This window comes from Synechococcus sp. BIOS-U3-1 (assembly GCF_014279975.1).
Classification (GTDB): Bacteria; Cyanobacteriota; Cyanobacteriia; order PCC-6307; family Cyanobiaceae; genus Synechococcus_C.
In genome coordinates this window covers 2164717-2190071 of sequence record NZ_CP047936.1, presented here as the reverse complement: position 1 = coordinate 2190071, position 25355 = coordinate 2164717, and the positions used below count along the sequence as shown (strand labels likewise).

The following is a 25355-nucleotide window of genomic DNA, read 5'->3' as shown; positions in this document are numbered from 1 at the left end:
GAAAAATCGGAGGAGGTCGTAATCGATTCAGCCTGTAGGGCTTGTGAGCTCAACGCTGATCACCGAATCCCTCGGGATTCGTTTGACCCGGCCACGCATGTTGATCTGGAGGTGGTCTTCGGTGCGTTCCAGCAGGGTTCCCGATAAGCGCTGCTCCTGGCCTTCGTCGTTTTTATGGACGACATCAACGGGATAGCTCCGGAAGGTCTCAAAATCCCTGGCCGACTGAAGCTTGTCCCCAATCCCGGGGCTGCTGATTTCCAGAACATAGGCCTCGGTGAGCAGAGCAGAGTCTTCGATGGCCTCTCCCATTGGTGCACTGAAACCTGCGCAGTCATCCAGAGAGACGTCATCACCATTGCCGCGACGGATCTGCACCTGCAGGGTCATCGGTTGCAGATGCGTCAGCACCTGGGCGCTAACGAATGCAAATCCATGGCTTTCAGCCGTGGCTTTAGCCAAAGAAGTGAGATCCGGAAGGAGTGGATGGGGCAAGGGGGCGGGAAAGGTGGTCTCGGGCTCAGGCCCGATGGTGGATGCATTGATCACCCTCCCGGAGAGAGGATCTCACCAGGCCGTGGATTCAATTTAAAGGATGGCCGACCCCCCCCCCTCACTACTGGGCAGGTGACAGGTCGCCTTTCATTCCGATGCATTGATCATGGCCCGGCTGCTGTTTCCAGCTTCTCCAGGAGCACATCCACAGGGATCTGACTAGAAAAACGACACGCGCAGGTTTCTGTGGCATCCAAACTGCCGTGCTCCCAGTACTTGTTGCTGCCGGTTCCACCACCGCAGAACCCGTAGTACTCACATTCCTGTTTGCATCGCTTCATCCCTGAAGACATGTCGCGAAGCAGTTTCTGAAATGGCTCCGTTTGGGTGGCCTCCATCAACGACACATCGCGGATGTTGCCCAGGTTGAACAGGCCATAGCGTTCCGTTTCAACCGACAGCAGCTCGGGATCGAACGTTGAGAAGTTGCCTTTGGCGTCCACGCTGAGAATCGCGTATGGACGATTCATCTCGTTCTGCAGCAGCCGTTGGCCTCCTGCGATCATGCCCATGACTTGATCGAACTCACGTACCTGGATCGGGAAACCATCCTTTTCATTGCAGGCCCAGAAACGTGAAAGAAAGTCTCTGTAGAGCTTTTCCTTCAGGAGGCCTTGCATGGAGGAGCTGGTGTGCACGCCTTCCTGCTCCTCCACGTTGAAACCGAGTTGATGAATTCCTTCATCCCGGAAGAAGGCGTACATCCGCTCCGGTTGTTCGAGCGCATCAGCAGTCAGAACGGCAATGGCATGGAAATCGATGCCGCGCTCGCGCAGTGTGCGGATACCGCGCATGGTTTGTGCATAAGACCCCTTGCCGTTCCGAAAGCGTCGGTGGCTGTCGTGAATGTCCTCGGGGCCGTCCACACTGACTCCAACAACAATGCGGTTGCGTACAAAGCAATCGCACCAGTCATCGTTGATGAGCGTCGCGTTGGTCTGCAGGTGTTGCTCAATCACCACACCCTGCTCCTGCAGGCCTGCGGTCTGGCGCTGGATGATCGCGCTGGCCTGGTCATAGAAGCTGTTTGGCAGCGTCAGCGGCTCACCGGCGTGCCAAAGGATCGAGAGATGGGGTCCCCAGAATGGGCTCTCATAAACCCTTTTCAGCAGCAGGGGTAACTGCTGCTGAAGGTTGAATACGTTGCGCCGCTGGCGATCCGGCAGGTAGCAGTAGCTGCAGTCGAGGTTGCAGAGCGACGTCGATTGGATCACCAGTAGGCCGATCGGGCCGTAATCGGAATGATTCACCAGTTGGCGAATCCACCGCGGTAGCCGTTGGCGAAGCCGCCGCCGCCACCATTTGCGAAGCCCCTGCGAGCTCCGCCGTTACCCCAGGCTCGGCCGCCGCCGTTGCCCCAGGCGCGCGCAATCTCCTCCTCAGTCAGAAGGCCGTTGCGTTTCATCATCGCCCAGGCTTCAGGACTCATGCGCTCGATGCGCTGCTCAAGGGAGTTACCCAGATCAGGTTCGTTGTGAACTGCGGCTCTGGATGATTCGCACAGAACTGCGCTCGTTGCCAGGACGGCGGCGAGGCTGAGAAGACTTGTTTTGTTCATGGTTGAGGGAAACGATGGATCAATTCAAAACTCGAGTTCAGGACTGCGGATTGAATTCAGCGGCGGTGGAGAGCACGATCGTGAAGAACCGGTTGATCTGTTCGTCCTTCAGGCCCACGGTGCTGCCAGTGCCGATCCAGGTGTTGATGGCAGAACGCACTCCGTCGTCGTCGTTGATGTAGCCCGAGAGCAGACGACCGATGCCCAGATTGCTGATGTTGAGGAGATGGGGCGTGGTACCTGCCACCACACAACCCACTCCGGAGCGGGCATAGGGCCTGTTAGGAACCAATGAGGATCCTGGTGCCGTCGCAGTTTTGTTCGCTCTCAGCCAAAGGCTGTCGCCACCGAGAATTTCAACGGTGCCGTCCTTGACCGCAGCCAGAGCTTCATTAGGTGTGTCGAAAAACTGAAATTTGGCGTCATCCACCGATTCCGCCAGCACGTTGGCCGCAATGCTGTCTTTCACGACACCGACCGTTTTGCCGTTCAGGCTTTTTGGAGTGCCATCGATGTCCGCTGGGGCGAGCAGTCGAACGCCACCTACGGAGAACGGCATCGTGTAGGTCAGGGTGCGTTGGCGTTGCCAAGTGAAGGCAACACCGCAGGCGATGTCAGCTGTTCCGGATCGAATCATGTCCAGGCCGTCGCGGGCGGAATCCGCAGCGATTGGTTCGATGCTGACCTCTTTGTCTTTTTTCTTCGGCGACACATTGATCTGATCCCGAATCGCTTCTAGAACTACAAACGACAAGCCGTCGTAGTTGTCGCCGTCCTTCTTGACCATCGGCAATGAATCACCGATGACCACCGCCCTCAGCTTGCCGGTGTCATAGACACTCTTGGCGGAGGAGCTCTTGGCCGAGTTATCCGCTGCAGGCTTCTCGTTCTGACACCCAACAAGGGCGATTGTGGACAGAGCGAGCAGGCTGGTTGCGGCCTTCTGGATCAGGCGCATGGTGAGGTCACCGTCAGATCGGTTTGACACACCAATAGGCACGGCTGACCGAAGAGGCCAGCTCGAGAAATTAGAAACCTGCCCGATCAGGATCATTCCTGTAGCTCTCAGCGGATGACCGTGACGCTGGCCCCGCTCTCATTGATTGAGCCCAAATGTTCCGATTGGCCCTCCTAGCGTGAGCGCAGTTATTTCGCTCTCGTCCGTGGTTCCTGGCCGGTTGTCCAAGCAATGGGTTCTCAGGTGGTTGGGAACCCTTTCGATTGCCCTGTCATTCATTGTTTTGCCGGCCCAGGTGCTTGCAGCGTCCAGTGCGCTTCCGGGCACACACAGTTTTGTGGCTGACGCAGTGCGCAACGTTGCTCCGGCAGTGGTGCGGATCGACACAGAGCGGGTGGTGGAGCGACAGCCATTTGACCCCAACTTGATCGACCCACTGCTTAGGGACTTACTCGGCGAGCCCGGTTATGGACCAGAGCGTCAACGCGGCCAGGGTTCAGGCGTTGTGATCGACCGGGAGGGCTTGGTGCTTACCAATGCCCACGTGGTCGAGCAGGTGGAGGAGGTCAATGTCACCTTGGCTGACGGAGAGCAGAGAGATGGTGTCGTGATTGGGCGCGATCCAGTCACAGATCTGGCGCTGGTCCGGCTGGAGGGTGGTCAGTCTCCCAAGCCGGCCAGGCTCGGGGACTCCGATGCGCTGGATGTCGGCGACTGGGCTATCGCTTTGGGCACGCCCTACGGCCTTGAACGGACCGTCACCCTTGGCATTGTCAGCAGCTTGCATCGCAATATCAGCAGCCTGGGTTTCAACGACAAACGTCTTGACCTCATCCAGACTGATGCAGCGATTAATCCTGGAAACTCGGGCGGACCTCTGGTCAATGCCGATGGTCGCGTGATCGGCATTAATACGCTTGTCAGATCTGGCCCTGGGGCAGGACTCGGATTTGCCATACCCATCAACTTGGCGAACCGAGTTGCTGAGCAACTTCAGAAGGCCGGAGAGGTCGTTCATCCCTATCTCGGGCTTCAGTTGATTCCTTTGACGGCCAGAATTGCCCGGGAGCACAACCGCGACCCCAATGCGCTGGTTGAACTGCCGGAACGCTCCGGTGCTCTGGTCCAGTCTGTTCTTCCTGACAGTCCCGCTCAGCGTGCTGGCATGCGTCGAGGCGATTTGGTGGTCATGGCAGGAGAGGTTCCAGTGGATGATCCACAGACACTGCTGCAGCAGGTCGATCAGGCTGAGATCCATCAGCCCCTGATGTTGCAGGTCATTCGTGGCGAAAAAGATCTGCAGCTGTCTGTTAAACCCGAACCGTTGCCGGGCTTCGGCTGAAACCCTTGCTACGGTCTCGCCGGTTTAAACCAGAGCGATGTCAGATCTTCAGAACCAGATGAAACAGGCCGTCGCGGAAGCGGCGGTCGAACAGTTTCGTGACGGCATGATCGTGGGGCTGGGGTCGGGTTCCACTGCGGCTCTAATGATCAAGGGACTCGGGCAGCGCTTGGCATCCGGACAGCTCAAGGACATCGTCGGGGTCACCACTTCGTTTCAAGGAGAAGTGCTTGCTGCTGAGTTGGGAATCCCGTTGCGCAGCCTGAATGCTGTGGACCGGATCGATCTGGCGATTGATGGTGCTGACGAGGTGGATCCTTCGTTCCAGTTGATCAAGGGTGGCGGTGCTTGCCACGTTCAGGAGAAGCTTGTTGCGGCTCGCGCAAAACGCTTCGTTGTGGTTGTTGACTCCACCAAGCTGGTGGAACGACTAAATCTCGAATTTCTTTTGCCGGTTGAAGTTCTGCCGGGAGCCTGGCGTCAGGTTCAGCAGCAGTTACTGGCGATGAATGGAACAGCTGAATTGCGCATGGCTCATCGCAAGGCCGGGCCCGTCGTCACCGATCAGGGCAATCTGGTGCTTGATGTCCGCTTCGAAGGAGGAATCGCCGATTCTGTGGATCTGGAGCGGAGCATCAACAACATTCCTGGTGTGCTGGAGAATGGTTTGTTCGTGAACCTCGCCGATGAGGTGCTGGTCGGTGAAGTGAACGACGGGTTAGCCGGTGTTCGCCGTCTGGACAAAGTCGGCTGATCGTCAGTCCAGCCTGACCTTCACTGAGTTTGCATGGCTGTGAAGTCCTTCGCTGTCGGCTAGTTCCACCACCGCTCCGCCGGTTGCTTCAAGGGCTTCTCGGCTGAATTCGATCATTGACGTGTGGCGCATAAATGTTTCCACGCTCAGAGCACCGCTGTAACGCGCCGAACCGCATGTCGGCAAGGTGTGATTGGGGCCGGCAAGGTAATCGCCGACAGCCTCCGGGCTCCAGGGACCGATGAAAATGGCGCCTGCCTGCTGAATGCGATCAGCCAACATTCGCGGTCGCTCCACAAGCAGCTCGAGGTGTTCCGGCGCAAACCGATCGCTAAGACGTGCGCACGTTTCAAGGTTGTCGCAGACCACGACGAGCCCCCACTGACCAAGAGATTGTCTGCAAATAGCCTCACGCGGATGCTTGTTTAGTTGAGCTTGGAGCTCCGCAGGAAGGGCATTTGCTAAGGACTGGGATGTGGTGAGAAGGATGGCCGCAGCCAGTGGGTCATGTTCCGCCTGAGCTAATAGATCCGAAGCGACTTGCGCAACGTTGGCCGATCCGTCGGCGATGACCAGTATTTCGCTGGGTCCAGCGAGGGAGTCGATTCCGACCTGCCCATAGACCAGCTTCTTGGCGAGTGTCACGTAAAGATTGCCCGGCCCACTGATGACATCAACGCGGGGGATGGTCTCGGTGCCCAGGGCGAGAGCGGCGACCGCCTGGGCACCTCCGATTCGATACACCTCCTGCACGCCCGCCAGGTGAGCAGCCGCCAGCACCGTGCGGTTCACCTGGCCATTCCGTCCTGCCGGGGTGACCATGACTAGCTTTTTCACTCCGGCGGCCCTTGCAGGAACCGCATTCATCAGCACCGTGCTCGGGTAGGAGGCTCGTCCGCCTGGTATGTAGAGACCGGCAGCTTGCACCGGTCGCCATCGCCGTCCTAGTCGCTCGCCATGAATGCCTTGGACATCGAGATCCCGTGGCTTCTGTCGCTGATGAAAATCTTGGATCCGACGATGGGCTAGGTCCAGGGCATCTCTCAGATTTGCAGGACTGTTATCCCAGGCTTGTTTCAGCTCAATCGCTGGAACGCGCAGTGGCTCCGGACGGAAACCGTCGAACTGTTCAGTCAGCGCTACGAGTGCACGATCACCTTCAAAGCGCACGCGTTCGATGATGGCTTCGACTGTGGCGGTCGCCTCTTTCTGGGCTTGCCCAGTAGTGCGAGTTGAAATCCGATCAAGCTGTTGTTCAGCCCCGGTTGCACTCTCGAGGCATTTGGGCAGACCGCTCGCCGCTGGCTCCGTGCTCACGGTGGTCATCAACGCCCGTCATCAGGTCTCTTCAAGCTAGGGCCACCCCCATAACTTTGATGGGAGCCAAGGGTCTCTGAGCTAAGGTTATGGATTGTCGATGAGAAATCCGCGTCTGTGGCCAATAACAAGTCCTCAAAGAAGCGCGTTGAGATCGCTGAGCGCAATCGCCTTGAAAACAAGGCTTATAAATCGGCCATGCGCACGCTGATGAAGCGTTGTATGAGTGCCTGTGACGCTTACACCGCCACCCCTGGCGATGAGGCGAAAGCTGGTGTTCAAACCAGCATGAATGCTGCGTTCAGCAAGATCGATAAGGCTGTGAAGCGAGGTGTGCTGCACCGCAATACCGGCGCTCACCAGAAAGCCCGACTAACGGTTGCTGTGAAAAAAGCGATCGATCCAGTTCCCGCCGCGGGCTGAATCGCTGTTGTCTGAGTCCGGTCCACGGGCTCAATCCCTGCACAATGGATCCTGAAGGCGCGTTTCAGGATCCGATGGCCACTCCGGTGTTAATCGACAGTCACTGTCACATCGTCTTTCGAACCTTTGAAGAGGATCTCGATGCTGTAGCGGAGCGTTGGCGGGGTGCCGGTGTGAAGTCGCTTCTGCATGCCTGCGTTGAGCCGAGTGAAATTCCGGCCATCCGGTCGTTGGCTGATCGATTTCCGGAGATGCGTTACTCCGTTGGTGTTCATCCACTGGATACCAAGCACTGGAGCCAGGACACAATCGATGTCTTGCGCCTGGCAGCGCTCGATGACAGCCGGGTAGTGGCCATCGGTGAGCTCGGTCTGGATCTCTTCCGCGACAAGAATCTGGATGAACAGCTGGCGATCCTGCGGCCCCAGCTCGACCTTGCCGTGGAGCTCAACCTGCCGGTGATCATCCATTGCCGCGATGCGGCAGAGCCGATGTTGACCGAACTGCGTTCGCGAAGGCTGGAAGGACGTTGTCCTGCCGGCGTCATGCATTGTTGGGGAGGAACCCCCGAGGAGATGCATCAGTTTTTGGAGCTGGGTTTCTACATCAGCTTCAGTGGCACAGTGACGTTCCCCAAGGCAGTGCCGACTCATGACTGTGCGCGGGAGGTTCCTCAGAATCGATTCTTGGTGGAGACAGATTGTCCGTTCCTGGCGCCGGTACCTCGCCGTGGTAAGCGCAATGAGCCTGCATTTGTGGCTTCAGTGGCTACGCGTGTTGCCGAACTTCGCGAGCAGTCTCTCGAGCAGGTTGCTCAGGACAGCACTGCCAATGCAAGGCGTCTGTTCAGGCTTCCCTGACCTAAGAGACCGCTGGGGGACGAAAGTGTAAGATGACTTATTGGCCTGGCCAAGCATGGTTACCTGTGCTTGGGCTCCCGAAGCGTCCATTACCGTCCGGTGCATTGACGACGTCAGCAGTTCTGACCCGAGTCTTCTGAAAGCCAGTTATTGCGGAGGTTGTCCCTTTCCAGGGGATGGCCTCCGTTGTTTTGGCTGAAAGCCCCTCCATGGTTGAACTGGCTGCCTACTTCAGGCCCCACTGTCCCCTCCAATATCTGCAGGTCTCCGCATGAGCAGCAGCGCGATTCAGGTCGCCAAGACCGCCACCTATCTGCCCGATCTGGTGGAGGTACAGCGTGCCAGTTTCAAGTGGTTTCTTGAGAGAGGACTGATCGAGGAGCTTGAAAGCTTCTCGCCGATCACTGATTACACCGGCAAGCTCGAACTTCATTTCGTCGGTAGTGAGTATCGACTGAAGCGCCCTCGTCACGATGTGGAAGAGGCCAAGCGTCGTGATGCGACGTTTGCATCACAGATGTATGTCACCTGTCGGCTTGTCAATAAAGAGACCGGTGAGATCAAGGAACAGGAGGTGTTCATCGGCGAGCTGCCGTTGATGACGGAGCGGGGGACGTTCATCATCAACGGCGCAGAGCGCGTGATCGTCAACCAGATCGTGCGTAGCCCCGGGGTCTATTTCAAGGATGAAATGGACAAGAATGGACGTCGTACTTACAACGCCAGCGTTATTCCCAACCGCGGCGCCTGGCTGAAGTTCGAGACCGACAAAAACGATCTTTTGCATGTCCGCGTTGACAAGACCCGCAAAATCAACGCCCACGTGCTCATGCGTGCCATGGGCTTGTCGGACAACGATGTGATCGACAAGCTCCGTCACCCGGAGTACTACAAGAAGTCGATTGAAGCCGCTAATGACGAGGGCATCAGCTCCGAAGATCAGGCTTTGCTTGAGCTCTATAAAAAGCTGCGTCCCGGCGAGCCGCCATCAGTCAGTGGCGGTCAGCAGCTTCTCCAGACCCGTTTCTTTGATCCCAAGCGCTACGACCTCGGTCGTGTGGGTCGCTACAAAATTAATAAGAAACTCCGCCTTACCATCCCAGATTCCGTGCGCACCCTCACCCATGAGGATGTGCTGTCCACCCTTGATTACCTGATCAATCTTGAGCTGGATGTGGGCGGTGCCAGCCTTGATGACATCGATCACCTGGGTAATCGCCGGGTCCGCTCGGTCGGTGAGCTGCTTCAGAACCAGGTTCGTGTGGGTCTAAACCGCCTTGAGCGAATCATCAAGGAACGCATGACCGTCGGTGAGACCGACTCGCTGACCCCTGCCCAGCTGGTCAATCCCAAGCCGCTCGTCGCTGCCATTAAGGAGTTCTTCGGCTCCAGTCAGCTGAGTCAGTTCATGGATCAGACGAATCCATTGGCTGAACTCACGCACAAACGACGCATCTCAGCGCTTGGACCAGGTGGTCTGACTCGGGAGCGTGCGGGCTTTGCTGTGCGTGATATCCACCCGTCCCACTACGGCCGCCTCTGTCCGATTGAGACGCCCGAGGGTCCGAATGCCGGCCTGATCAATTCACTCGCCACCCATGCCCGGGTGAATGAATATGGCTTCATTGAAACCCCGTTCTGGAAAGTTGAAGATGGCCGGGTGCTCAAGCAGGGCGATCCGATCTATCTGTCAGCCGACCTTGAGGACGAATGTCGTGTCGCCCCTGGAGATGTGGCGACCGACAGCGATGGAACGATCCTCGCTGAACTGATCCCTGTCCGATACAGGCAGGATTTTGAAAAGGTCCCCCCCGAGCAGGTGGATTATGTGCAGCTTTCACCGGTACAGGTGATCTCCGTTGCCACCTCTTTGATCCCATTCCTGGAACACGACGACGCCAACCGCGCGCTGATGGGTTCCAACATGCAGCGTCAAGCTGTTCCGCTGTTGCGTCCGGAGCGTCCGCTTGTCGGAACTGGTCTGGAAACCCAGGTTGCTCGCGACTCGGGCATGGTCCCGATCTCCCGGGTGAACGGCACTGTCACCTTCGTTGACGCCACCGCGATCGTTGTGCAGGACGAGGAAGGTCTTGAACACAACCATTTCCTTCAGAAATACCAACGTTCCAATCAGGACACTTGTCTGAATCAGCGTCCGATTGTTCGCCAGGGAGACCCGGTGATTGTGGGCCAGGTTCTTGCCGATGGTTCCGCTTGTGAAGGCGGTGAGATCGCGCTCGGTCAGAACGTGCTGATCGCTTACATGCCATGGGAGGGCTACAACTACGAGGATGCCATCCTTGTCAGTGAGCGTCTGGTCAATGACGACCTCTACACCTCGGTCCATATCGAGAAGTACGAGATCGAGGCCCGTCAGACCAAGCTTGGGCCAGAGGAGATCACTCGAGAGATTCCCAACGTTGCAGAGGAAAGCCTTGGCAACCTCGATGAGATGGGCATCATTCGTATTGGTGCATTTGTTGAGAGCGGCGACATTCTTGTTGGCAAGGTGACGCCAAAGGGCGAATCCGATCAGCCACCAGAGGAGAAACTGCTGCGCGCGATTTTCGGTGAAAAAGCCCGTGACGTCCGTGACAATTCACTGAGGGTGCCAAGCACCGAGCGCGGACGCGTCGTGGATGTGCGCATCTACACCCGTGAACAAGGTGACGAGCTGCCCCCCGGCGCCAACATGGTGGTCCGCGTGTATGTGGCACAGCGCCGCAAGATCCAGGTTGGCGACAAGATGGCTGGCCGCCACGGCAATAAGGGAATCATTAGCCGCATTCTTCCTCGTGAGGACATGCCTTACCTCCCCGACGGCACTCCCGTGGACATCGTGCTCAACCCTCTGGGTGTTCCGAGCCGTATGAATGTCGGTCAGGTGTTCGAGTTGCTGATGGGTTGGGCCGCTTCCAATCTCGACTGCCGTGTGAAGGTCGTGCCCTTTGATGAGATGTATGGCCCTGAAATGTCCCAGAAAACTGTCGAAACCTTCCTGAAGACAGCGGCCAAACAGCCTGGTAAGGAATGGATCTACAACCCGGATGACCCCGGCAAACTTCAGCTGATTGATGGCCGCACCGGTGAGCCTTTTGATCAGCCAGTGGCGGTTGGGTATTCCCACTTCCTCAAGCTGGTTCACCTGGTGGACGACAAGATTCACGCCCGCTCGACTGGCCCTTACTCCCTCGTTACCCAGCAACCTCTGGGGGGCAAAGCGCAGCAGGGTGGTCAGCGTCTTGGAGAAATGGAGGTGTGGGCTCTCGAGGCTTACGGCGCCGCCTACACCCTTCAGGAGCTGCTCACTGTCAAGTCTGACGACATGCAGGGACGCAACGAGGCTCTCAACGCCATCGTTAAAGGCAAGCCGATCCCACGCCCGGGAACGCCGGAATCCTTCAAGGTGCTGATGCGCGAGCTCCAGTCGCTGGGTCTGGACATTGCCGTCTTCACCGATGAAGGCAAGGAAGTGGATCTGATGCAGGACGTGAACCCGCGTCGCAGCACTCCCAGCAGGCCCACCTATGAATCCTTGGGCGTCGCTGACTACGACGAGGACTGACGGATCAACGAACGATTCGACAAACCGCTCCCTCTTCCTTAACCGTCAATGACCAACAGCAACCTTCGGACCGAGAACCACTTCGACTACGTCAAGATCACACTTGCTTCACCTGATCGGGTGATGGAGTGGGGTCAGCGCACCCTGCCCAATGGCCAGGTGGTGGGCGAGGTGACCAAGCCTGAGACGATTAACTATCGAACCCTCAAGCCCGAGATGGACGGGCTGTTCTGCGAAAAGATCTTCGGCCCGTCCAAGGACTGGGAATGTCATTGCGGTAAGTACAAGCGGGTTCGTCACCGCGGCATCGTCTGTGAGCGTTGCGGTGTTGAGGTCACTGAAAGCCGGGTGCGCAGGCACCGCATGGGCTTCATCAAGCTCGCTGCTCCCGTCTCCCATGTCTGGTACCTCAAGGGCATCCCGAGTTATGTGGCCATCCTTCTGGATATGCCCCTGCGCGATGTGGAGCAGATTGTTTATTTCAACTGCTACGTGGTGCTGGATGCCGGTGACCACAAGGATCTGAAGTACAAACAGCTTCTTACAGAAGATGAGTGGCTGGAGATCGAGGATGAAATCTATGCCGAAGATTCCGAGATTGAGAATGAGCCCGTTGTGGGTATCGGCGCGGAAGCCCTGAAGCAGCTGCTGGAAGACCTCACCCTCAATGAGGTGGGTGAACAGCTGCGAGAGGACATCGCCAGTAGCAAGGGTCAGAAGCGCGCCAAACTAATCAAGCGCTTGCGCGTGATCGACAACTTCATCGCCACCAATGCCCGTCCGGAATGGATGGTGCTCGATGTCATTCCGGTGATTCCTCCTGATCTGCGCCCGATGGTGCAGCTGGATGGCGGTCGTTTCGCCACATCTGACCTCAATGACCTTTATCGCCGGGTCATCAACCGCAACAACCGACTTGCGCGTCTCCAGGAGATCCTCGCCCCTGAGATCATCGTCCGTAATGAAAAGCGGATGCTTCAGGAGGCTGTGGATGCCCTGATCGACAACGGTCGCCGCGGGCGCACTGTGGTTGGGGCCAACAATCGACCTCTCAAGTCACTCAGCGACATCATTGAGGGCAAGCAGGGTCGCTTCCGTCAGAACCTGCTCGGTAAACGTGTCGATTACTCCGGTCGTTCCGTGATCGTGGTGGGTCCGAAACTGAAGATGCATCAGTGCGGCCTTCCCAAGGAGATGGCGATCGAGCTGTTCCAGCCATTCGTGATCCATCGCCTGATCCGTCAAAACATTGTCAACAACATCAAGGCCGCCAAGAAGCTCATTCAGCGTGCCGATGACGAGGTGATGCAGGTGCTTCAGGAGGTGATCGAGGGGCATCCGATCATGCTTAACCGAGCTCCGACTCTGCACAGACTCGGTATTCAGGCTTTTGAGCCCAAACTGGTGGATGGTCGTGCCATCCAGCTCCACCCTCTCGTCTGTCCCGCGTTCAACGCTGACTTCGATGGCGACCAGATGGCTGTTCATGTGCCCCTGGCGATCGAAGCCCAAACCGAGGCTCGCATGTTGATGCTGGCCAGCAACAACATCCTTTCTCCAGCCACCGGCGAACCAATCATCACGCCCTCACAGGACATGGTGCTTGGTACGTACTACCTCACGGCTTTGCAACCCCAGATGACGCCGGTCGAATTCGGCGATCGCAGTCGCACGTTCTCTGATTTAGAGGATGTCATTCATGCCCTGGAAGACAAGCATCTGGGTCTGCATGAGTGGGTCTGGGTGCGCTTCAACGGTGAGGTCGAGGACGACGACGAGCGCGACGAGCCTGTGAGCTCCGAAACCCTCTCCGACGGCACCCGTCTTGAGCAATGGACTTACCGTCGCGACCGTTTTGATGAAGAGGGCGCTCTGATCAGCCGCTACATCCTCACAACCGTTGGTCGAGTCGTGATGAATCACACGATCATCGATGCGGTGGCAGCCACCTAAACGATCAAGACCGAATCAGTCCACCAATACGATTTTCAGCGCTGTCATGACCTCCACTCCCTCCAAGTCCCGTAAGTCCTCCAAGTCCTCCAAGGCTGCCAAGGCCGCTAAGGCTGCCGCAGCAGCTGCTAAGGAGGCGCGTGCTTTGGCCAAAACCCCGCCACCCTTCCGCAATCGCGTGGTGGATAAGAAGGGCCTGAAACAGCTCGTTGCCTGGGCCTTCAAACATCACGGCACGGCGGCAACCTCCGCCATGGCAGACCAGCTCAAGGATCTGGGTTTCAAATACGCCACCCAGGCGGCAGTCTCGATCTCCGTTGATGACCTCAAAGTGCCTGAGGCAAAGCAGGTTCTTCTCGGCGAAGCAGAAGAGTTAATCACTGCCACAGAGGAGTCTTATCGCCTTGGTGTGATTACAGAGGTTGAGCGTCACACCAAGGTCATCGACACCTGGACGGAAACCAACGAGCGCCTGGTGGATGCGGTCAAGAAGAACTTCAACCAGAACGATCCACTCAATTCGGTGTGGATGATGGCCAACTCTGGTGCTCGGGGGAACATGTCCCAGGTGCGCCAGCTGGTCGGCATGCGCGGTCTGATGGCCAACCCTCAGGGGGAGATCATTGACCTTCCGATCCGCACCAACTTCCGTGAAGGCCTGACCGTCACTGAATACGTCATCTCCTCCTATGGCGCTCGCAAGGGCCTGGTAGATACGGCACTGCGAACGGCTGACTCCGGTTACCTCACAAGACGTCTGGTTGACGTCGCTCAGGACGTGATCGTGCGTGAGGACGATTGCGGCACGATGCGCCGGATCGTCGTCAAGGCTGAGAACGGTAAGTTCGGAAATCGGTTGGTGGGTCGTCTCACCGCTGATCAGGTGCTGTCTGGCGAAGGAGAGGTGCTTGCCGAGCGCAACACCGAAATCGATCCGCCCCTTTCTCAGAAGTTTCAGAAGGCCGGGGTTGAGGCGGTGAGTGTGCGTTCGCCTCTCACTTGTGAAGCCAACCGTTCGGTCTGCCGTAAGTGCTACGGATGGGCTCTGGCCCACAACGAACTCGTCGACCTCGGCGAAGCCGTCGGAATTATCGCCGCCCAATCGATTGGTGAGCCCGGAACGCAGCTCACCATGAGAACGTTCCACACCGGTGGTGTGTCAACGGCGGAATCTGGAGTGGTTCGCTCCAAGGTGGAGGGCACCGTTGAGTTCGGCGCCAAAGCACGCGTGCGTCCTTATCGCACTCCGCATGGTGTCGATGCCCAGCAGGCTGAGGCTGATTTCAAGCTCACCATCAATCCCTCTAACAAGGGCAAGGCTCAAAAGATCGAGATCACCAGCGGTTCGCTGTTGTTTGTGGACAACGGCCAGGAGATCGCTTCAGACGTGACCGTCGCTCAGATTGCCGCTGGTGCGGTCAAGAAGAGTGTTGAGAAGGCCACCAAGGATGTGATCTGCGATTTGGCTGGACAGGTCAGTTATGACCCCACCATTCAGCCCAGGGAAGTGACCGACCGTCAGGGCAACATCACGCACAAGGCACAACGTCTTGGAAGGATGTGGGTGCTGGCGGGGGATGTGTATAACCTCCCCCCCAATGCCCAGCCTGTGGTTACAGCTGGTGCTCAGGTCATTGAAGCCCAAGTTCTCGCAGAAGCCAGCCAGGCCAGTGAGTACGGCGGTGCCGTTCGCCTGCGCGAAGCCCTCGGTGATTCACGTGAGGTGCAGATTGTCACCACGTCGATGACACTGCGTGACTTCAAGCTGCAGGGTGAATCCACCCATGCTGGTGAGATCTGGAATCTGGAGGCCAAGGACGGCACCCGTTACCGCCTTAACACAATCCCTGGCAGCAAGATCGGTAGTGGCGAAGTTGTCGCTGAACTCAATGACGATCGATTCCGCACCCAGACCGGTGGACTAGTTCGCTTCGCTCCCGGCCTCGCCATCAAGAAGGCCCGATCTGCCAAAAACGGTTACGAGGTCAACAAGGGTGGAACTCTGCTCTGGATCCCTCAGGAAACGCATGAGATCAACAAGGACATTTCTCTGTTGATGATCACTGATGGTCAGTGGATTGAAGCAGGTACTGAAGTTGTCAAGGACATCTTCAGCCAGACAGCAGGCATCGTCACCGTTACTCAGAAAAACGACATCCTGCGCGAGATCATTGTGCGCAGCGGCAGCTTCCATCTCTGCACGGAGAAAAAAGCTCTCGAGCGTTTCACCGGCGACGGTGTGATGGTCAATCCCGGTGAATCGATTGCCAAGGGCATCAGCACCGATGCCATGGTGTTCGTGCAAACCGTCGAAACCCCAGAAGGCTCAGGTCTGCTGCTTCGCCCGGTTGAGGAATACACCATTCCTAACGAGGCACAGCTCCCTGATCTTGGACACGTCAAGCAGCCGAATGGTCCTCACCTCGGCTTAAAGGCAACCCAGCGCCTCTCGTTCAAAGACAACGAGCTGGTTAAGTCTGTCGAGGGTGTCGAGCTGCTTCGCACTCAGTTGATGCTTGAAACATTCGACACCACACCGCAGATGACTGTGGATGTGGAACGCGTGCCTGACAGGCGCGCCAAGACGATCGAGCGGCTTCAGCTGGTGATCCTGGAAAGCATTTTGGTCCGTCGTGACACGATTTCTGACTCCAGTCATGGTTCCACCCATACCGAACTCCAGATTGAGGACGGTCAGTCGATCAAAGCCGGCGAGGTGGTCGCCACCACTCAGATCCTCTGCAAGCAGGAGGGTGTGGCTCAGATGCCTGAAGCCACAGAAAGTGAGCCTGTGCGTCGCCTGATTGTGGAGCGCGCCGAAGACACCGTGACCATCAGTACGGCTGCCAAGCCTGTGGTCACTGTCGGTCAGCGCATTGTTGACGGTGATCTTCTCGCTGAAGGCCAGCCCGCTGATTGTTGTGGCGAGGTGGAACAGGTGGATGCCAAGGCGGTCACCCTTCGCCTGGGGCGTCCTTACATGGTTTCACCGGATTCGCTCCTGCACGTGCGCGATGGGGATCTGGTGCAGCGAGGTGACGGTCTTGCCTTGCTGGTGTTTGAACGTCAGAAGACCGGTGACATCGTTCAGGGTCTGCCCAGAATCGAGGAGCTGCTGGAAGCCCGACGCCCTCGGGAATCAACGATTCTCTGTAAGAAGCCCGGCACGGTTGAGATCAAGCAGGGCGAAGACGATGAAACGACTGTGGTGACAGTCATCGAGACCGATGATGCCATTGGGGAGTATCCAATTTTGCTCGGCCGCAATGTGATGGTCAACGATGGCCAACAGGTGACGGCTGGCGAGCTGCTGACGGACGGGCCGATCAACCCCCATGAACTGCTGGAGTGTTTCTTCGAAGATCTGCGCGGTCGCAAGCCGCTGATGGATGCTGCCCAGGAGGCAATCGCCAACCTGCAGCATCGTCTGGTGACTGAGGTTCAGAACGTCTACAAATCCCAGGGCGTGTCGATCGATGACAAGCACATCGAGGTGATTGTTCGTCAGATGACCAGCAAAGTGCGCGTCGAGGATGCGGGCGACACCACCTTGCTGCCGGGTGAGTTGATTGAGCTTCGCCAGGTGGAGGACACCAATCAGGCGATGTCCATCACCGGGGGAGCTCCGGCCGAATTCACTCCGGTTCTGCTGGGGATCACCAAAGCCTCCCTCAACACTGACAGCTTTATCTCAGCTGCCTCTTTCCAGGAGACGACACGCGTTCTGACCGAAGCCGCCATCGAGGGCAAGAGCGACTGGCTCCGTGGTCTCAAGGAGAACGTGATCATCGGACGCCTGATCCCTGCAGGCACCGGATTCAGTGGTTTCGAAGAGGAACTTCGTGCGGAAGCCGGGCCCCATCCCGACATCCTTGCCGAGGATCCCGTCGGTTACCGCCGTATGCAGAACCTTCGTCCGGACTACACCGTCGATATGCCTGCCGCTCCTATCAAAGATGCCACTGCGGTTCTCGATGACCCCAGCGATGCCGATCTGGAGGCCACCCGTAGCCGTCATGGCATTGAGGGTGGTGCCAACTTCGCTGCCTTTGCTCGCCCGGATGCTGAAAATGAGCTGAAAGAAGAGCAAGTGGTGGATGCCGAAGCCGTTGAGGGGCTTCAGGAGGAGGGGCTTCTCAGCGATGACTGAAACCTGTAGTCGCGTCCGCGCTCATCACCCCGTCCCTTTCAATCTTTGCGCTGAAGCAGCTCCTGTCCATGCTTGAACCCACCACGATTCCTGTTCGTCGCCTGCCTCGGTATGGGTTTCACACTCACACCGAGCGCCTGAATGGACGCATGGCCATGCTCGGATTCATCGCCTTGCTTGCGGTGGAAATCAAGCTTGGACACGGTCTTCTGATCTGGTGAGTAAAGCTCTGCTCGGTTGCAGCGCAGCCGAGCTCCAGGACTGGGTGGTGTCCCAGGGGCAGAAGGCCTTTCGCGGGCGTCAGCTCCACGATTGGCTTTATTCCAAGGGTGCGCACTCCCTGGATGACATCACTGTTCTGCCCAAGGCTTGGCGAGCCACGCTTAGCGATCAGGGGGTGAGCATTGGCCGCCTGAAAGAGGTGCATCGCTCCGTGGCTTCCGATGCAACCACCAAGTTGCTGCTGGCTACTGATGACGGTGAAACCATAGAAACTGTGGGCATTCCCACGGATCAACGTCTGACTATCTGTGTGTCCAGCCAGGTGGGTTGTCCGATGGCCTGCCGTTTTTGTGCCACAGGAAAAGATGGGCTGCAGCGCTCACTGCGAACCCATGAGATCGTCGATCAGGTGCTCAGTGTGCGAGAGGTGATGGATCGCCGCCCCTCTCACATCGTGTTTATGGGGATGGGCGAACCACTGCTCAACAGCCGTGCCGTCCTGGAAGCGATCCGTTGCCTCAGTGATGATTTGGGCATCGGCCAGCGCCGGATCACCGTGAGCACCGTTGGCGTGCCAAAAACCTTGCCTCAGCTTGCTGAGCTGGCTATTGAAACTCTTGGTAGAGCTCAATTCACCCTGGCGGTCAGTCTGCACGCACCCAATCAGCAGCTGCGGGAAGATCTCATCCCCACCGCCAAGGCCTACCCCTACGACGCTTTGCTCAATGACTGTCGCCACTATTTGGAGGTTACCGGCCGCCGGGTGAGCTTCGAGTACATCCTGCTTGGAGAACTCAATGACCGTCCGGAGCATGCCGAGGAACTGGCCGACCGGGTTGGCGGCTTTCAGAGTCACGTCAATCTGATTGCCTATAACCCGATTGAGGAAGAAGAGTTTCAGCGTCCATCACGTGAACGGATCGAGGGATTTCGTCGCGTGCTGGAACGGCGCGGTGTGGCCGTCAGCTTGCGCTCCAGCAGAGGTCTTGATCAGGATGCGGCTTGTGGTCAGCTGAGACGATCGCGACAGCGGTAAGGGAGACTGCGCTCATCTGCGCGGCTCCATGGCTCCGATCGACTGGACCATTCTGATCGTGTATTTGGCCGTCACGCTGGCCCTTGGTCTTTGGCTGGCGCGACGCAATCGCGGTGAGGACGATTATTTCGTGGCTGGCCGCCGGCTCAGCGGCTGGCTTGCTGGCGCGTCGATGGCGGCCACGACTTTTTCGATTGATACCCCTCTTTATGTCGCGGGGATCGTGGGCACGCGCGGCCTCGCAGCGAACTGGGAGTGGTGGGGTTTTGGCTTGGCACACGTGGCGATGGCCGTGGTGTTCGCCCCGTTATGGCGGCGTAGTGGCGTACTCACCGATGCCGCTTTCACGGAGCTGCGCTACGGCGGCCCTACCGCTGCCTGGCTGCGAGGTATCAAGGCCTTTCTGCTGGCGTTACCGGTGAACTGCATCGGCATTGGCTACGCCTTCCTCGCCATGCGCAAGGTGGTGGAAGCCTTAGGCGTCGTTTCCGACAAGCCCATACAGGCAGCCGGTGGCCTCTCAGACACGTTGGTTCTGCTGATTATCGTGGCTGCACTGGTGCTCGCTTATACCGTTGCCGGTGGACTGTGGGCGGTGGTGATCACTGACTTCGTCCAGCTCCTGCTGGCGCTGCTCGGGGCAGGCGCTGTGGCCTGGGCTGCTGTTCATGCGGCCGGGGGAATGGACTCACTGCTGGCTCAGCTGGATGCGCTGGGCCGCCCTGAACTGTTGTCGATTGTGCCCTGGCGCTGGGGCTCCGATGGTTTCGACTGGATCGGTGGTGCTGGGATTAGTGCTTCCACTTTTTTGGCTTACCTCACCGTGCAGTGGTGGAGCTTCCGTCGCAGTGATGGCGGTGGCGAATTCATTCAGCGGATGCTGGCTACGAAGGATGAACAGCAGGCGCGGCTCGCTGGCTGGGTGTTCTTGGTGGTCAACTACCTGCTGCGCAGCTGGCTCTGGGTGATTGTGGCCCTGGCTGCCATGGTGCTGCTTCCTGACCAGGCCGACTGGGAACTCAGCTACCCGACACTTGCGGTTCAGCTTCTGCCCCCTGTGGTGCTCGGACTGGTAGTGGTCTCCCTGGTGGCTGCCTTCATGAGCACCGTGAGCACATCCGTGAACTGGGGAGCCAGCTACCTCACTCACGATCTGTATCAACGCTTCCTGCGGCCGAATGCCTCTCAGCGGGAGCTTCTGTTGGTGGGTCAGCTCACGAGTGTGTTGTTGCTCGTGCTTGGCGTATTTACCGCGCTGATCAGCGACAGCATCGGCACGGTGTTCCGGCTTGTGATCGCCATCGGCACTGGTCCAGGTGTGGTTCTCGTTCTGCGCTGGTTCTGGTGGCGGATCAATGCTGCAGCGGAGCTGGCCGCCATGCTCTGCGGCTTCGTAGTGGGTCTAGTGACTTCGGTGGTTCCTTTGCTTCAGATCGCTGACTACGGAGAACGACTGATGATCACCACAGGCCTCACGGCCGTGGTTTGGATCACGGTGATGTTGCTGACTCCTCCGGAGTCCCCCGCCGTTCTGGAACGGTTCGTGTTGAAGGTCCGTCCTCCTGGACCTGGCTGGAGCCGCTGGCGTCATGCACTTGATGCGACCGCTTCGGAATCCCTTTCAGACCTGATTGCTCGTTTCCTATTGAGTTCCGGACTGCTGTTCGGAGCTCTGCTGGGATCAGGAGCATTCCTGTTGCATCAGCAGCTGCTGGGTTGGCTCGGCCTGGTTGTGGCAGTGGTTTCTCTGATGCTGCTGCGCAAGACAGGACGATCGATTGCTTCGGTCTGATCGGGAAGCAGTCACAATGCTCTGAAATCCGGCGGCGATTTGGCTTTTTTCCGCAGCACTCTGCTTCCCATTCTGATCGTGGCGCTGTTCGCACTGGCTCTTGTCGCTGTGAGCGCTCGCATCTGGCTTCCAGGCGACATGCTGGCGCCTGCTCCGATCAGCTGAGATTACGATCGGTTCATGGGCGATTCATCCAGTATCCAGAACGAGGACCTCATGGCTGAGCTGGCCATCGATCCTGATGTGCTGGCCCGTGAACTTGCCGCAGAGCTCATGGGTGATCCTCTTGATGAGATTGCTCCGGATGATCCTGAAGGTGATGCCCTGGCGGCAGTCCGAGCCTGCGATGAAGGCCTTGAATGGCTCAAGCAGGGACATGATCAGCGCCTTCAGGGGTTGAGGGTTTTTTGTGAATATCGCGACCCCCGCGCAGTCCCCCTGCTCTTGCCACTGCTCGATGAAACCTGTCCAGTGGTGAGGATGAGCGCTGTTTATGCACTTGGTCGGAACCCTTCACTGCAGGCTGTGGAAGCTCTGCTGCGTCTTCTTCAGCTCGACAGCAACGCTTATGTGCGTAAGGCCACGGCCTGGAGTCTCGGTAATTATCAGGATGCGCCTGTGCTCAATCCATTGATCAGGGCCTTGCAGGTCGATGTTGCATCTGTGCGTCTTTGGGCGTCGGTGTCACTTGCTGAGGCCGGATGTACCTCTGCGGTGAAGGCAGATCTCGCGGCTGGTCAGCTGCTGCTGAGCCTGCGGATTGACAGTGAGCCTGTCGTACGGAGCAACTGCATCTGGGCTTTGGGACGACTGCATGATCAGCTTGTCAAGCCTCGCCAGGATGAGATGGTTGAGGCCTTTGTGGCAGCTCTGCTCCAGGATCGTGAGACGACGGTGCGTGATGAAGCTCGCACTGCTCTTGAGCAACTCGATAATCCCGAGCTCGTGGATCGTCTCCAGACTTTGCTGGATGAAGGTCTGTTGATCTGAAAGGTCTGTTGATCTGATCCGATCACGTAACAGGGAACTCCGCCTCTTATCACTTGCCTTTAATATGCGTTTAATTCTGTGATGGTGCATGCCTCAGCGCACAGTGCGATTTCGCATTCGCCCCGACGGTCGTGTTGAGGAGCGAGTTGAAGGTGTCACCGGTGACGCCTGTCTGCAACTCACCGATCGTCTTGAAGCAGCGCTAGGCACTGTCGAACGGCGCCAGCCAACTTCTGAGGCTTTCACCTCAACCCAGCCCGTCACTCAGTCCCAGTCCGTCGAGCCCTCCTGATGTCCCATTTCAGTACCGTTAAAACAGAACTCCGTCAGTTGGCTCCGCTGCGTGGAGCCCTTGAGGATCTGGGGTATACGCCCGGCGACAGCCAACAGACTGTGCGTGGGTATAAGGGGCAGACCGTCGAAGCCGAGCTGACGGTTGCCGTTGATGGTGGTGCCGATTTCGGGTTCCGCTGGAATGAATCCAATCACTCGTATGAATTCGTGACCGATCTGGATCTCTGGCGTCAGCCTGTTCCAGTTGAGCGTTTCCTGTCTCGTCTGACCCAGCGCTATGCACTGAGGTCGGTGCTTGAAGCCACTCGTCACGAAGGATTTGATGTCACCGAGCAGCGTGATTGCCAGGATGGATCCATTGAGCTGGTGGTGACCCGTTGGGACTCCTGAAGCAGGTCCTTTGCCGACAAGGTTGATTCTGTGATTGATCCAGCGGCTGCCGCCTACCTTGCAGCGTCCTTTGATCAGGACGAGCGGACAGGGTTGGAACCTGTTCTTGGAGGCAGACTCCAGCCAAAGGCAGTCTGGGTGGATGAAGCGGCCTGTATTGGTTGCCGCTACTGCGCTCATGTGGCCACCAACACCTTTGTGATTGAGCCTCACCTCGGTCGCTCTAGGGCCATTCGTCAGGATGGCGATTCCACTGATTGCATCCAGGAAGCCATCGAGACCTGTCCAGTGGACTGCATCCATTGGGTCGCGTTCAATGATTTGGCGGGGCTCAAGAGTCAGCTGGATGCCCAGGAACTGCTCCCGATGGGTGTGCCGTCGCCGGCTCGACCACGTCGACACCTTCCTCGTAACACCCATCACGGCTGATGGGGAGTTCCCGTCTGCCAACCCGTCGCTTTGGGCGCACCGAGATTTCAATGCCAGTGCTGTCACTGGGTGGCATGCGCTTTCAGCAGAGCTGGAGTGATCTTGAGGCAGACGCGATCACAGCTCAATCCCAGCGGTTGTTGCAGAGCACGCTGGAACGTGCAGTTCAGACGGGCTTCCATCACGTGGAAACCGCTCGCCACTACGGCAGCTCAGAGCGACAGCTGGGCTGGGCACTGCCAGATTGCCCCGATTCCTCACGAATCCTGCAGACCAAGGTTCCACCTCAGTCAGATTCGGCGCTTTTTGAAGCTGATCTCGAAGTGTCCTTCAGCCGTCTTGATGTGGATCGTGTGGATCTGCTCTCGATCCATGGCATTAATCTCCACACCCATCTCGATCAGACGGTCCGACCCGGTGGCTGCCTTGATGTGGTGCGTCGCTGGCAGGCCGAAGGACGGATCGGTCATGTGGGCTTTTCCACGCATGGAGACACTGCCTTAATTGTCGATGCCATCGAAACGGGTGTTTTCGATTACGTGAACCTGCATTGGTACTTCATCCGTCAGGAGAACGAGCCGGCAATCGCAGCAGCCAGTCTTCAGGACATGGGTGTGTTCATCATTAGTCCCACCGATAAAGGTGGGCACCTGCACACCCCCGGTCCACGCCTGCTGGAGCTCACAGATCCCTTACATCCGATTGTGTTCAACGATCTGTTCTGCCTCCGGGATCCACGGGTGCACACCCTGAGCGTCGGTGCGGCTCGTCCTCAAGACCTTGATCTGCATCTTCAGGCGGTTTCCTTGCTGGATCAAGCCGCGGAGTTGGTGGCACCGATCGAATCCCGACTCCGTCTGGCGGAATGTGATGCCCTCGGCTCCTCATGGCTGACAAGCTGGAGACAGGGATTGCCTGAATGGCAAGACACGCCAGGGGAGATCAACTTGCCAATGCTCCTTTGGCTGCACAATTTGCTTGAGGCATGGGATTTAGAGGGCTTCGTCAAGGCGCGTTATGGCCTGCTCGGTCGTGCCGGTCATTGGTTCCCAGGAGCCAATGCCGATGCGTTGGATGCCAGCGTGAGTGAAGAGCTGCTGTTGTCGGTTCTTAATGACAGCCCCTGGAAAGAGCGTATTCCTAGCCTTCTGCGCAGCTTGCGTGAGCGGGCGGGTGGTTCTCCTCAGGAACGGTTGTCATCGTCTTGAGCTCCTAACGGCATTTTGCTGGGCATGCCTGTGATGCGTGGATAAGTCCTGGGTGTTGCGGTTTCGGGCCCAATCCTGATCAATGTGCGAGCTCCTCTGTCGGATGGCAGTTCCATGCGTTGCAGCCTGAGGGAGCGAGCTTTCAGCAGCTTCAGTGCTGATTGAAGCTCCATGTCATCCGTGTCGTTCCAGCGACCGCGATACAGCAAGCCCTCTCCGCTGCTGCGCAACAACGGCACGAGGTATTCCGCCACCACAGGAGCTGCGCCAACGGCGCGTGCCATCGCAAGATCAAAAGTCCCTCGACAGCCTGGATCCTGACCAGTGCGTTCGACCCGTTCCGTGCGGACCAGCACCCGATCGCCGAAACCCAGCGACTTCGCCATTGCAGCGACAGCAGCGGTCTTGCGTCCCACTGAATCCACAAGGGTCACCTCAGCGCCTGGGAGCGCAATGGCTATCGCCAGCCCAGGGAATCCTCCGCCCGTACCCACATCGATGCAGCGGCGTGGAGTGTCTGGGGTCATCAGCTCAGGCAACAGAGGCCAGAGGCTGTCGAGAACCTGAGTGATCCAGAAATCTTCACCCTGCACCAATCGGGTGAGATTGACGCGGCTGTTCCAGTCTTGAAGCAGCTGTTGCAGGTCAATGAACTGCCTCAGCTGTCCAACATCAGGACTCCATCCGAGCAATGACCAGAGCTCGGATGAGGGATTGGCGAACGGCGATGTATCCGGCATAGCGGCCTAACCGTCACACCTTTCTAGAATGGCAAGTAAGCCGAGGTGCTGCTGAACGCAATGGCCCCTCAGGCTCAGAACATCACCTACTACGAGCGTCTGGGTGTCTCTCGCAGTGCGGATGCGGATTCGTTGCGTCAGGCCTTCCGTCGTTTGAGCAAGGCGGTGCATCCAGACACGACCCGTTTGCCGGCACAGGATGCGGCTCGTCAGTTTCGGCTTCTCCGAGAAGCGTATGAGCAGCTCGCTGATCCACGTTGCCGTCGCTTGTATGACGCAGCTTTGCGGGCGAGAGAAGCGACAGAGCAGCCCGTGATTCCTTCTTTGCCGGTGCCGCATGCAATTGGTCAGCGTCGTCCGCTCTCCGGCGGTGAGTGGTTGTCGTTGCTGTTGCTGCTGGGGTCTCTGTTGCTCTGTCTGCTGCTTGGCGTGGGTGTGGCCTGGAGCCGAGGACTTGAACTGCAGGTGCAGCCGAGTTGGCTGGTGGAGGAGCAGACTCAGCTCACTGATGCGCAACCCGGTGATTCCGATGGCATCACTTCCCTCAGCGAACACGCCGCTCAACCAGCATTCCCTGCGGGCACTTGAGCAGTGGTTGCAGGCGCTGGGCGCTACCCGCAGTGATGATGATCCCTGCGATTGGATCTGGGAGCAGGCTGCCTGGAGTGCGGTCCTACGACTCGATCAGCAGGATCTCGGAGTGACCTGGACTTCGGAACGGCCACCCCGCTCCTGTTCCTACCCCTATGGCCTGACCCGAGAGGATGTGGAGGCTGCACTTCGTCTCGGTCCCTGAGAGCAGCCGCAAGGGCTTGCGCC

24 protein-coding genes are annotated in these 25355 nt (G+C 57.9%); 18 read left to right on the top strand and 6 right to left on the bottom strand.

Annotated features, from left to right (window positions below):
- Window positions 1–27: 27 nt before the first annotated feature.
- The 4 genes from rimP to grrP all read right to left on the bottom strand — a co-directional run bounded on the left by rimP (window position 28) and on the right by grrP (window position 3101).
- On the bottom strand, window positions 28–495 hold the full coding sequence (gene rimP, locus SynBIOSU31_RS12025; protein WP_186493037.1) for a ribosome maturation factor RimP: 468 nt from the start codon (window positions 493–495) through the stop codon (window positions 28–30).
- A 164-nt stretch (window positions 496–659) separates the two neighbouring features.
- Window positions 660–1805, bottom strand: coding sequence for a cyclophane-forming radical SAM/SPASM peptide maturase GrrM/OscB (grrM, locus tag SynBIOSU31_RS12020; RefSeq protein WP_186490346.1), 1146 nt, complete (start codon window positions 1803–1805; stop codon window positions 660–662).
- Window positions 1802–2113: a GrrA/OscA1 family cyclophane-containing rSAM-modified RiPP gene (grrA, locus tag SynBIOSU31_RS12015; protein WP_186490344.1), complete on the bottom strand. Its 312-nt coding sequence runs from the start codon at window positions 2111–2113 to the stop codon at window positions 1802–1804. The genes grrM and grrA overlap by 4 nt, the downstream gene beginning before the upstream one ends.
- Window positions 2114–2150: 37 nt before the next feature.
- On the bottom strand, window positions 2151–3101 hold the full coding sequence (gene grrP, locus SynBIOSU31_RS12010) for an extracellular substrate binding-like orphan protein GrrP (protein WP_255477228.1): 951 nt from the start codon (window positions 3099–3101) through the stop codon (window positions 2151–2153).
- 238 nt (window positions 3102–3339) lie between these two features.
- Between grrP and SynBIOSU31_RS12005 the strand changes: the two genes are divergently transcribed.
- Window positions 3340–4413, top strand: a complete 1074-nt coding sequence (locus tag SynBIOSU31_RS12005) for a trypsin-like peptidase domain-containing protein (RefSeq protein WP_255477457.1) — start codon at window positions 3340–3342, stop codon at window positions 4411–4413.
- Between the two features lie 37 nt (window positions 4414–4450).
- Window positions 4451–5167, top strand: a complete 717-nt coding sequence (rpiA, locus tag SynBIOSU31_RS12000; protein WP_186490343.1) for a ribose-5-phosphate isomerase RpiA — start codon at window positions 4451–4453, stop codon at window positions 5165–5167.
- A gap of 3 nt (window positions 5168–5170) precedes the next feature.
- Here rpiA and hisD read toward each other — a convergent pair whose 3' ends face one another.
- Window positions 5171–6493, bottom strand: coding sequence for a histidinol dehydrogenase (gene hisD / locus SynBIOSU31_RS11995; RefSeq protein ID WP_186490341.1), 1323 nt, complete (start codon window positions 6491–6493; stop codon window positions 5171–5173).
- 108 nt (window positions 6494–6601) lie between these two features.
- Between hisD and rpsT the strand changes: the two genes are divergently transcribed.
- The 14 genes from rpsT to SynBIOSU31_RS11930 all read left to right on the top strand — a co-directional run bounded on the left by rpsT (window position 6602) and on the right by SynBIOSU31_RS11930 (window position 23796).
- Entirely contained in the window at window positions 6602–6907 is a 306-nt protein-coding gene (rpsT, locus tag SynBIOSU31_RS11990; RefSeq protein WP_186490339.1) for a 30S ribosomal protein S20, read from the top strand.
- A 74-nt stretch (window positions 6908–6981) separates the two neighbouring features.
- Complete coding sequence (locus SynBIOSU31_RS11985) at window positions 6982–7767, top strand: TatD family hydrolase (RefSeq protein WP_186493034.1); 786 nt, start codon at window positions 6982–6984, stop codon at window positions 7765–7767.
- Window positions 7768–8038: 271 nt separating this feature from the next.
- On the top strand, window positions 8039–11332 hold the full coding sequence (rpoB, locus tag SynBIOSU31_RS11980) for a DNA-directed RNA polymerase subunit beta (protein WP_186490331.1): 3294 nt from the start codon (window positions 8039–8041) through the stop codon (window positions 11330–11332).
- A gap of 48 nt (window positions 11333–11380) precedes the next feature.
- Entirely contained in the window at window positions 11381–13285 is a 1905-nt protein-coding gene (locus SynBIOSU31_RS11975) for a DNA-directed RNA polymerase subunit gamma (protein ID WP_186490329.1), read from the top strand.
- Window positions 13266–17435 carry a DNA-directed RNA polymerase subunit beta' gene (locus SynBIOSU31_RS11970; RefSeq protein WP_255477227.1) on the top strand — a complete coding sequence of 1390 codons (4170 nt, stop codon included), beginning with the start codon at window positions 13266–13268 and terminating at the stop codon, window positions 17433–17435. The genes SynBIOSU31_RS11975 and SynBIOSU31_RS11970 overlap by 20 nt, the downstream gene beginning before the upstream one ends.
- A gap of 68 nt (window positions 17436–17503) precedes the next feature.
- Window positions 17504–17656 (top strand): high light inducible protein, encoded by a 153-nt coding sequence (locus SynBIOSU31_RS11965; RefSeq protein WP_066911119.1) that lies wholly within the window; start codon window positions 17504–17506, stop codon window positions 17654–17656.
- Window positions 17653–18693 carry a 23S rRNA (adenine(2503)-C(2))-methyltransferase RlmN gene (gene rlmN / locus SynBIOSU31_RS11960; RefSeq protein ID WP_186490325.1) on the top strand — a complete coding sequence of 347 codons (1041 nt, stop codon included), beginning with the start codon at window positions 17653–17655 and terminating at the stop codon, window positions 18691–18693. Before SynBIOSU31_RS11965 ends, rlmN begins: the two co-directional genes overlap by 4 nt.
- Window positions 18694–18721: 28 nt before the next feature.
- Window positions 18722–20485, top strand: a complete 1764-nt coding sequence (locus tag SynBIOSU31_RS11955) for a sodium:solute symporter family protein (protein WP_186490323.1) — start codon at window positions 18722–18724, stop codon at window positions 20483–20485.
- Between the two features lie 39 nt (window positions 20486–20524).
- On the top strand, window positions 20525–20650 hold the full coding sequence (locus SynBIOSU31_RS14835) for a hypothetical protein (RefSeq protein ID WP_255355652.1): 126 nt from the start codon (window positions 20525–20527) through the stop codon (window positions 20648–20650).
- Between the two features lie 15 nt (window positions 20651–20665).
- The gene (locus SynBIOSU31_RS11950) at window positions 20666–21475 is read left to right on the top strand and encodes a HEAT repeat domain-containing protein (RefSeq protein WP_186490321.1); all 810 of its coding nucleotides are present in this window, start codon (window positions 20666–20668) and stop codon (window positions 21473–21475) included.
- 88 nt (window positions 21476–21563) lie between these two features.
- Window positions 21564–21767, top strand: coding sequence for a DUF2997 domain-containing protein (locus tag SynBIOSU31_RS11945; RefSeq protein WP_114994677.1), 204 nt, complete (start codon window positions 21564–21566; stop codon window positions 21765–21767).
- Window positions 21767–22159, top strand: a complete 393-nt coding sequence (locus SynBIOSU31_RS11940) for a DUF1257 domain-containing protein (RefSeq protein ID WP_186490319.1) — start codon at window positions 21767–21769, stop codon at window positions 22157–22159. Before SynBIOSU31_RS11945 ends, SynBIOSU31_RS11940 begins: the two co-directional genes overlap by 1 nt.
- Before the next feature lie 30 nt (window positions 22160–22189).
- Window positions 22190–22588 carry a ferredoxin gene (locus SynBIOSU31_RS11935; protein ID WP_186490317.1) on the top strand — a complete coding sequence of 133 codons (399 nt, stop codon included), beginning with the start codon at window positions 22190–22192 and terminating at the stop codon, window positions 22586–22588.
- Window positions 22588–23796, top strand: coding sequence for an aldo/keto reductase (locus tag SynBIOSU31_RS11930; RefSeq protein WP_255477226.1), 1209 nt, complete (start codon window positions 22588–22590; stop codon window positions 23794–23796). The genes SynBIOSU31_RS11935 and SynBIOSU31_RS11930 overlap by 1 nt, the downstream gene beginning before the upstream one ends.
- Here the strand turns inward: SynBIOSU31_RS11930 and rsmG are convergent.
- Complete coding sequence (rsmG, locus tag SynBIOSU31_RS11925; RefSeq protein ID WP_186490315.1) at window positions 23772–24536, bottom strand: 16S rRNA (guanine(527)-N(7))-methyltransferase RsmG; 765 nt, start codon at window positions 24534–24536, stop codon at window positions 23772–23774. The two genes, SynBIOSU31_RS11930 and rsmG, sit on opposite strands and share 25 nt — an antisense overlap.
- A 60-nt stretch (window positions 24537–24596) precedes the next feature.
- On the opposite strand from rsmG, the gene SynBIOSU31_RS11920 reads away from it, so the two are divergent.
- Together SynBIOSU31_RS11920 and SynBIOSU31_RS11915 are read left to right on the top strand one after the other, a co-directional pair.
- Window positions 24597–25124, top strand: a complete 528-nt coding sequence (locus SynBIOSU31_RS11920) for a J domain-containing protein (protein ID WP_186490313.1) — start codon at window positions 24597–24599, stop codon at window positions 25122–25124.
- Window positions 25066–25332 carry a DUF3143 domain-containing protein gene (locus tag SynBIOSU31_RS11915; RefSeq protein WP_255477225.1) on the top strand — a complete coding sequence of 89 codons (267 nt, stop codon included), beginning with the start codon at window positions 25066–25068 and terminating at the stop codon, window positions 25330–25332. The genes SynBIOSU31_RS11920 and SynBIOSU31_RS11915 overlap by 59 nt, the downstream gene beginning before the upstream one ends.
- Window positions 25333–25355: the final 23 nt, after the last annotated feature.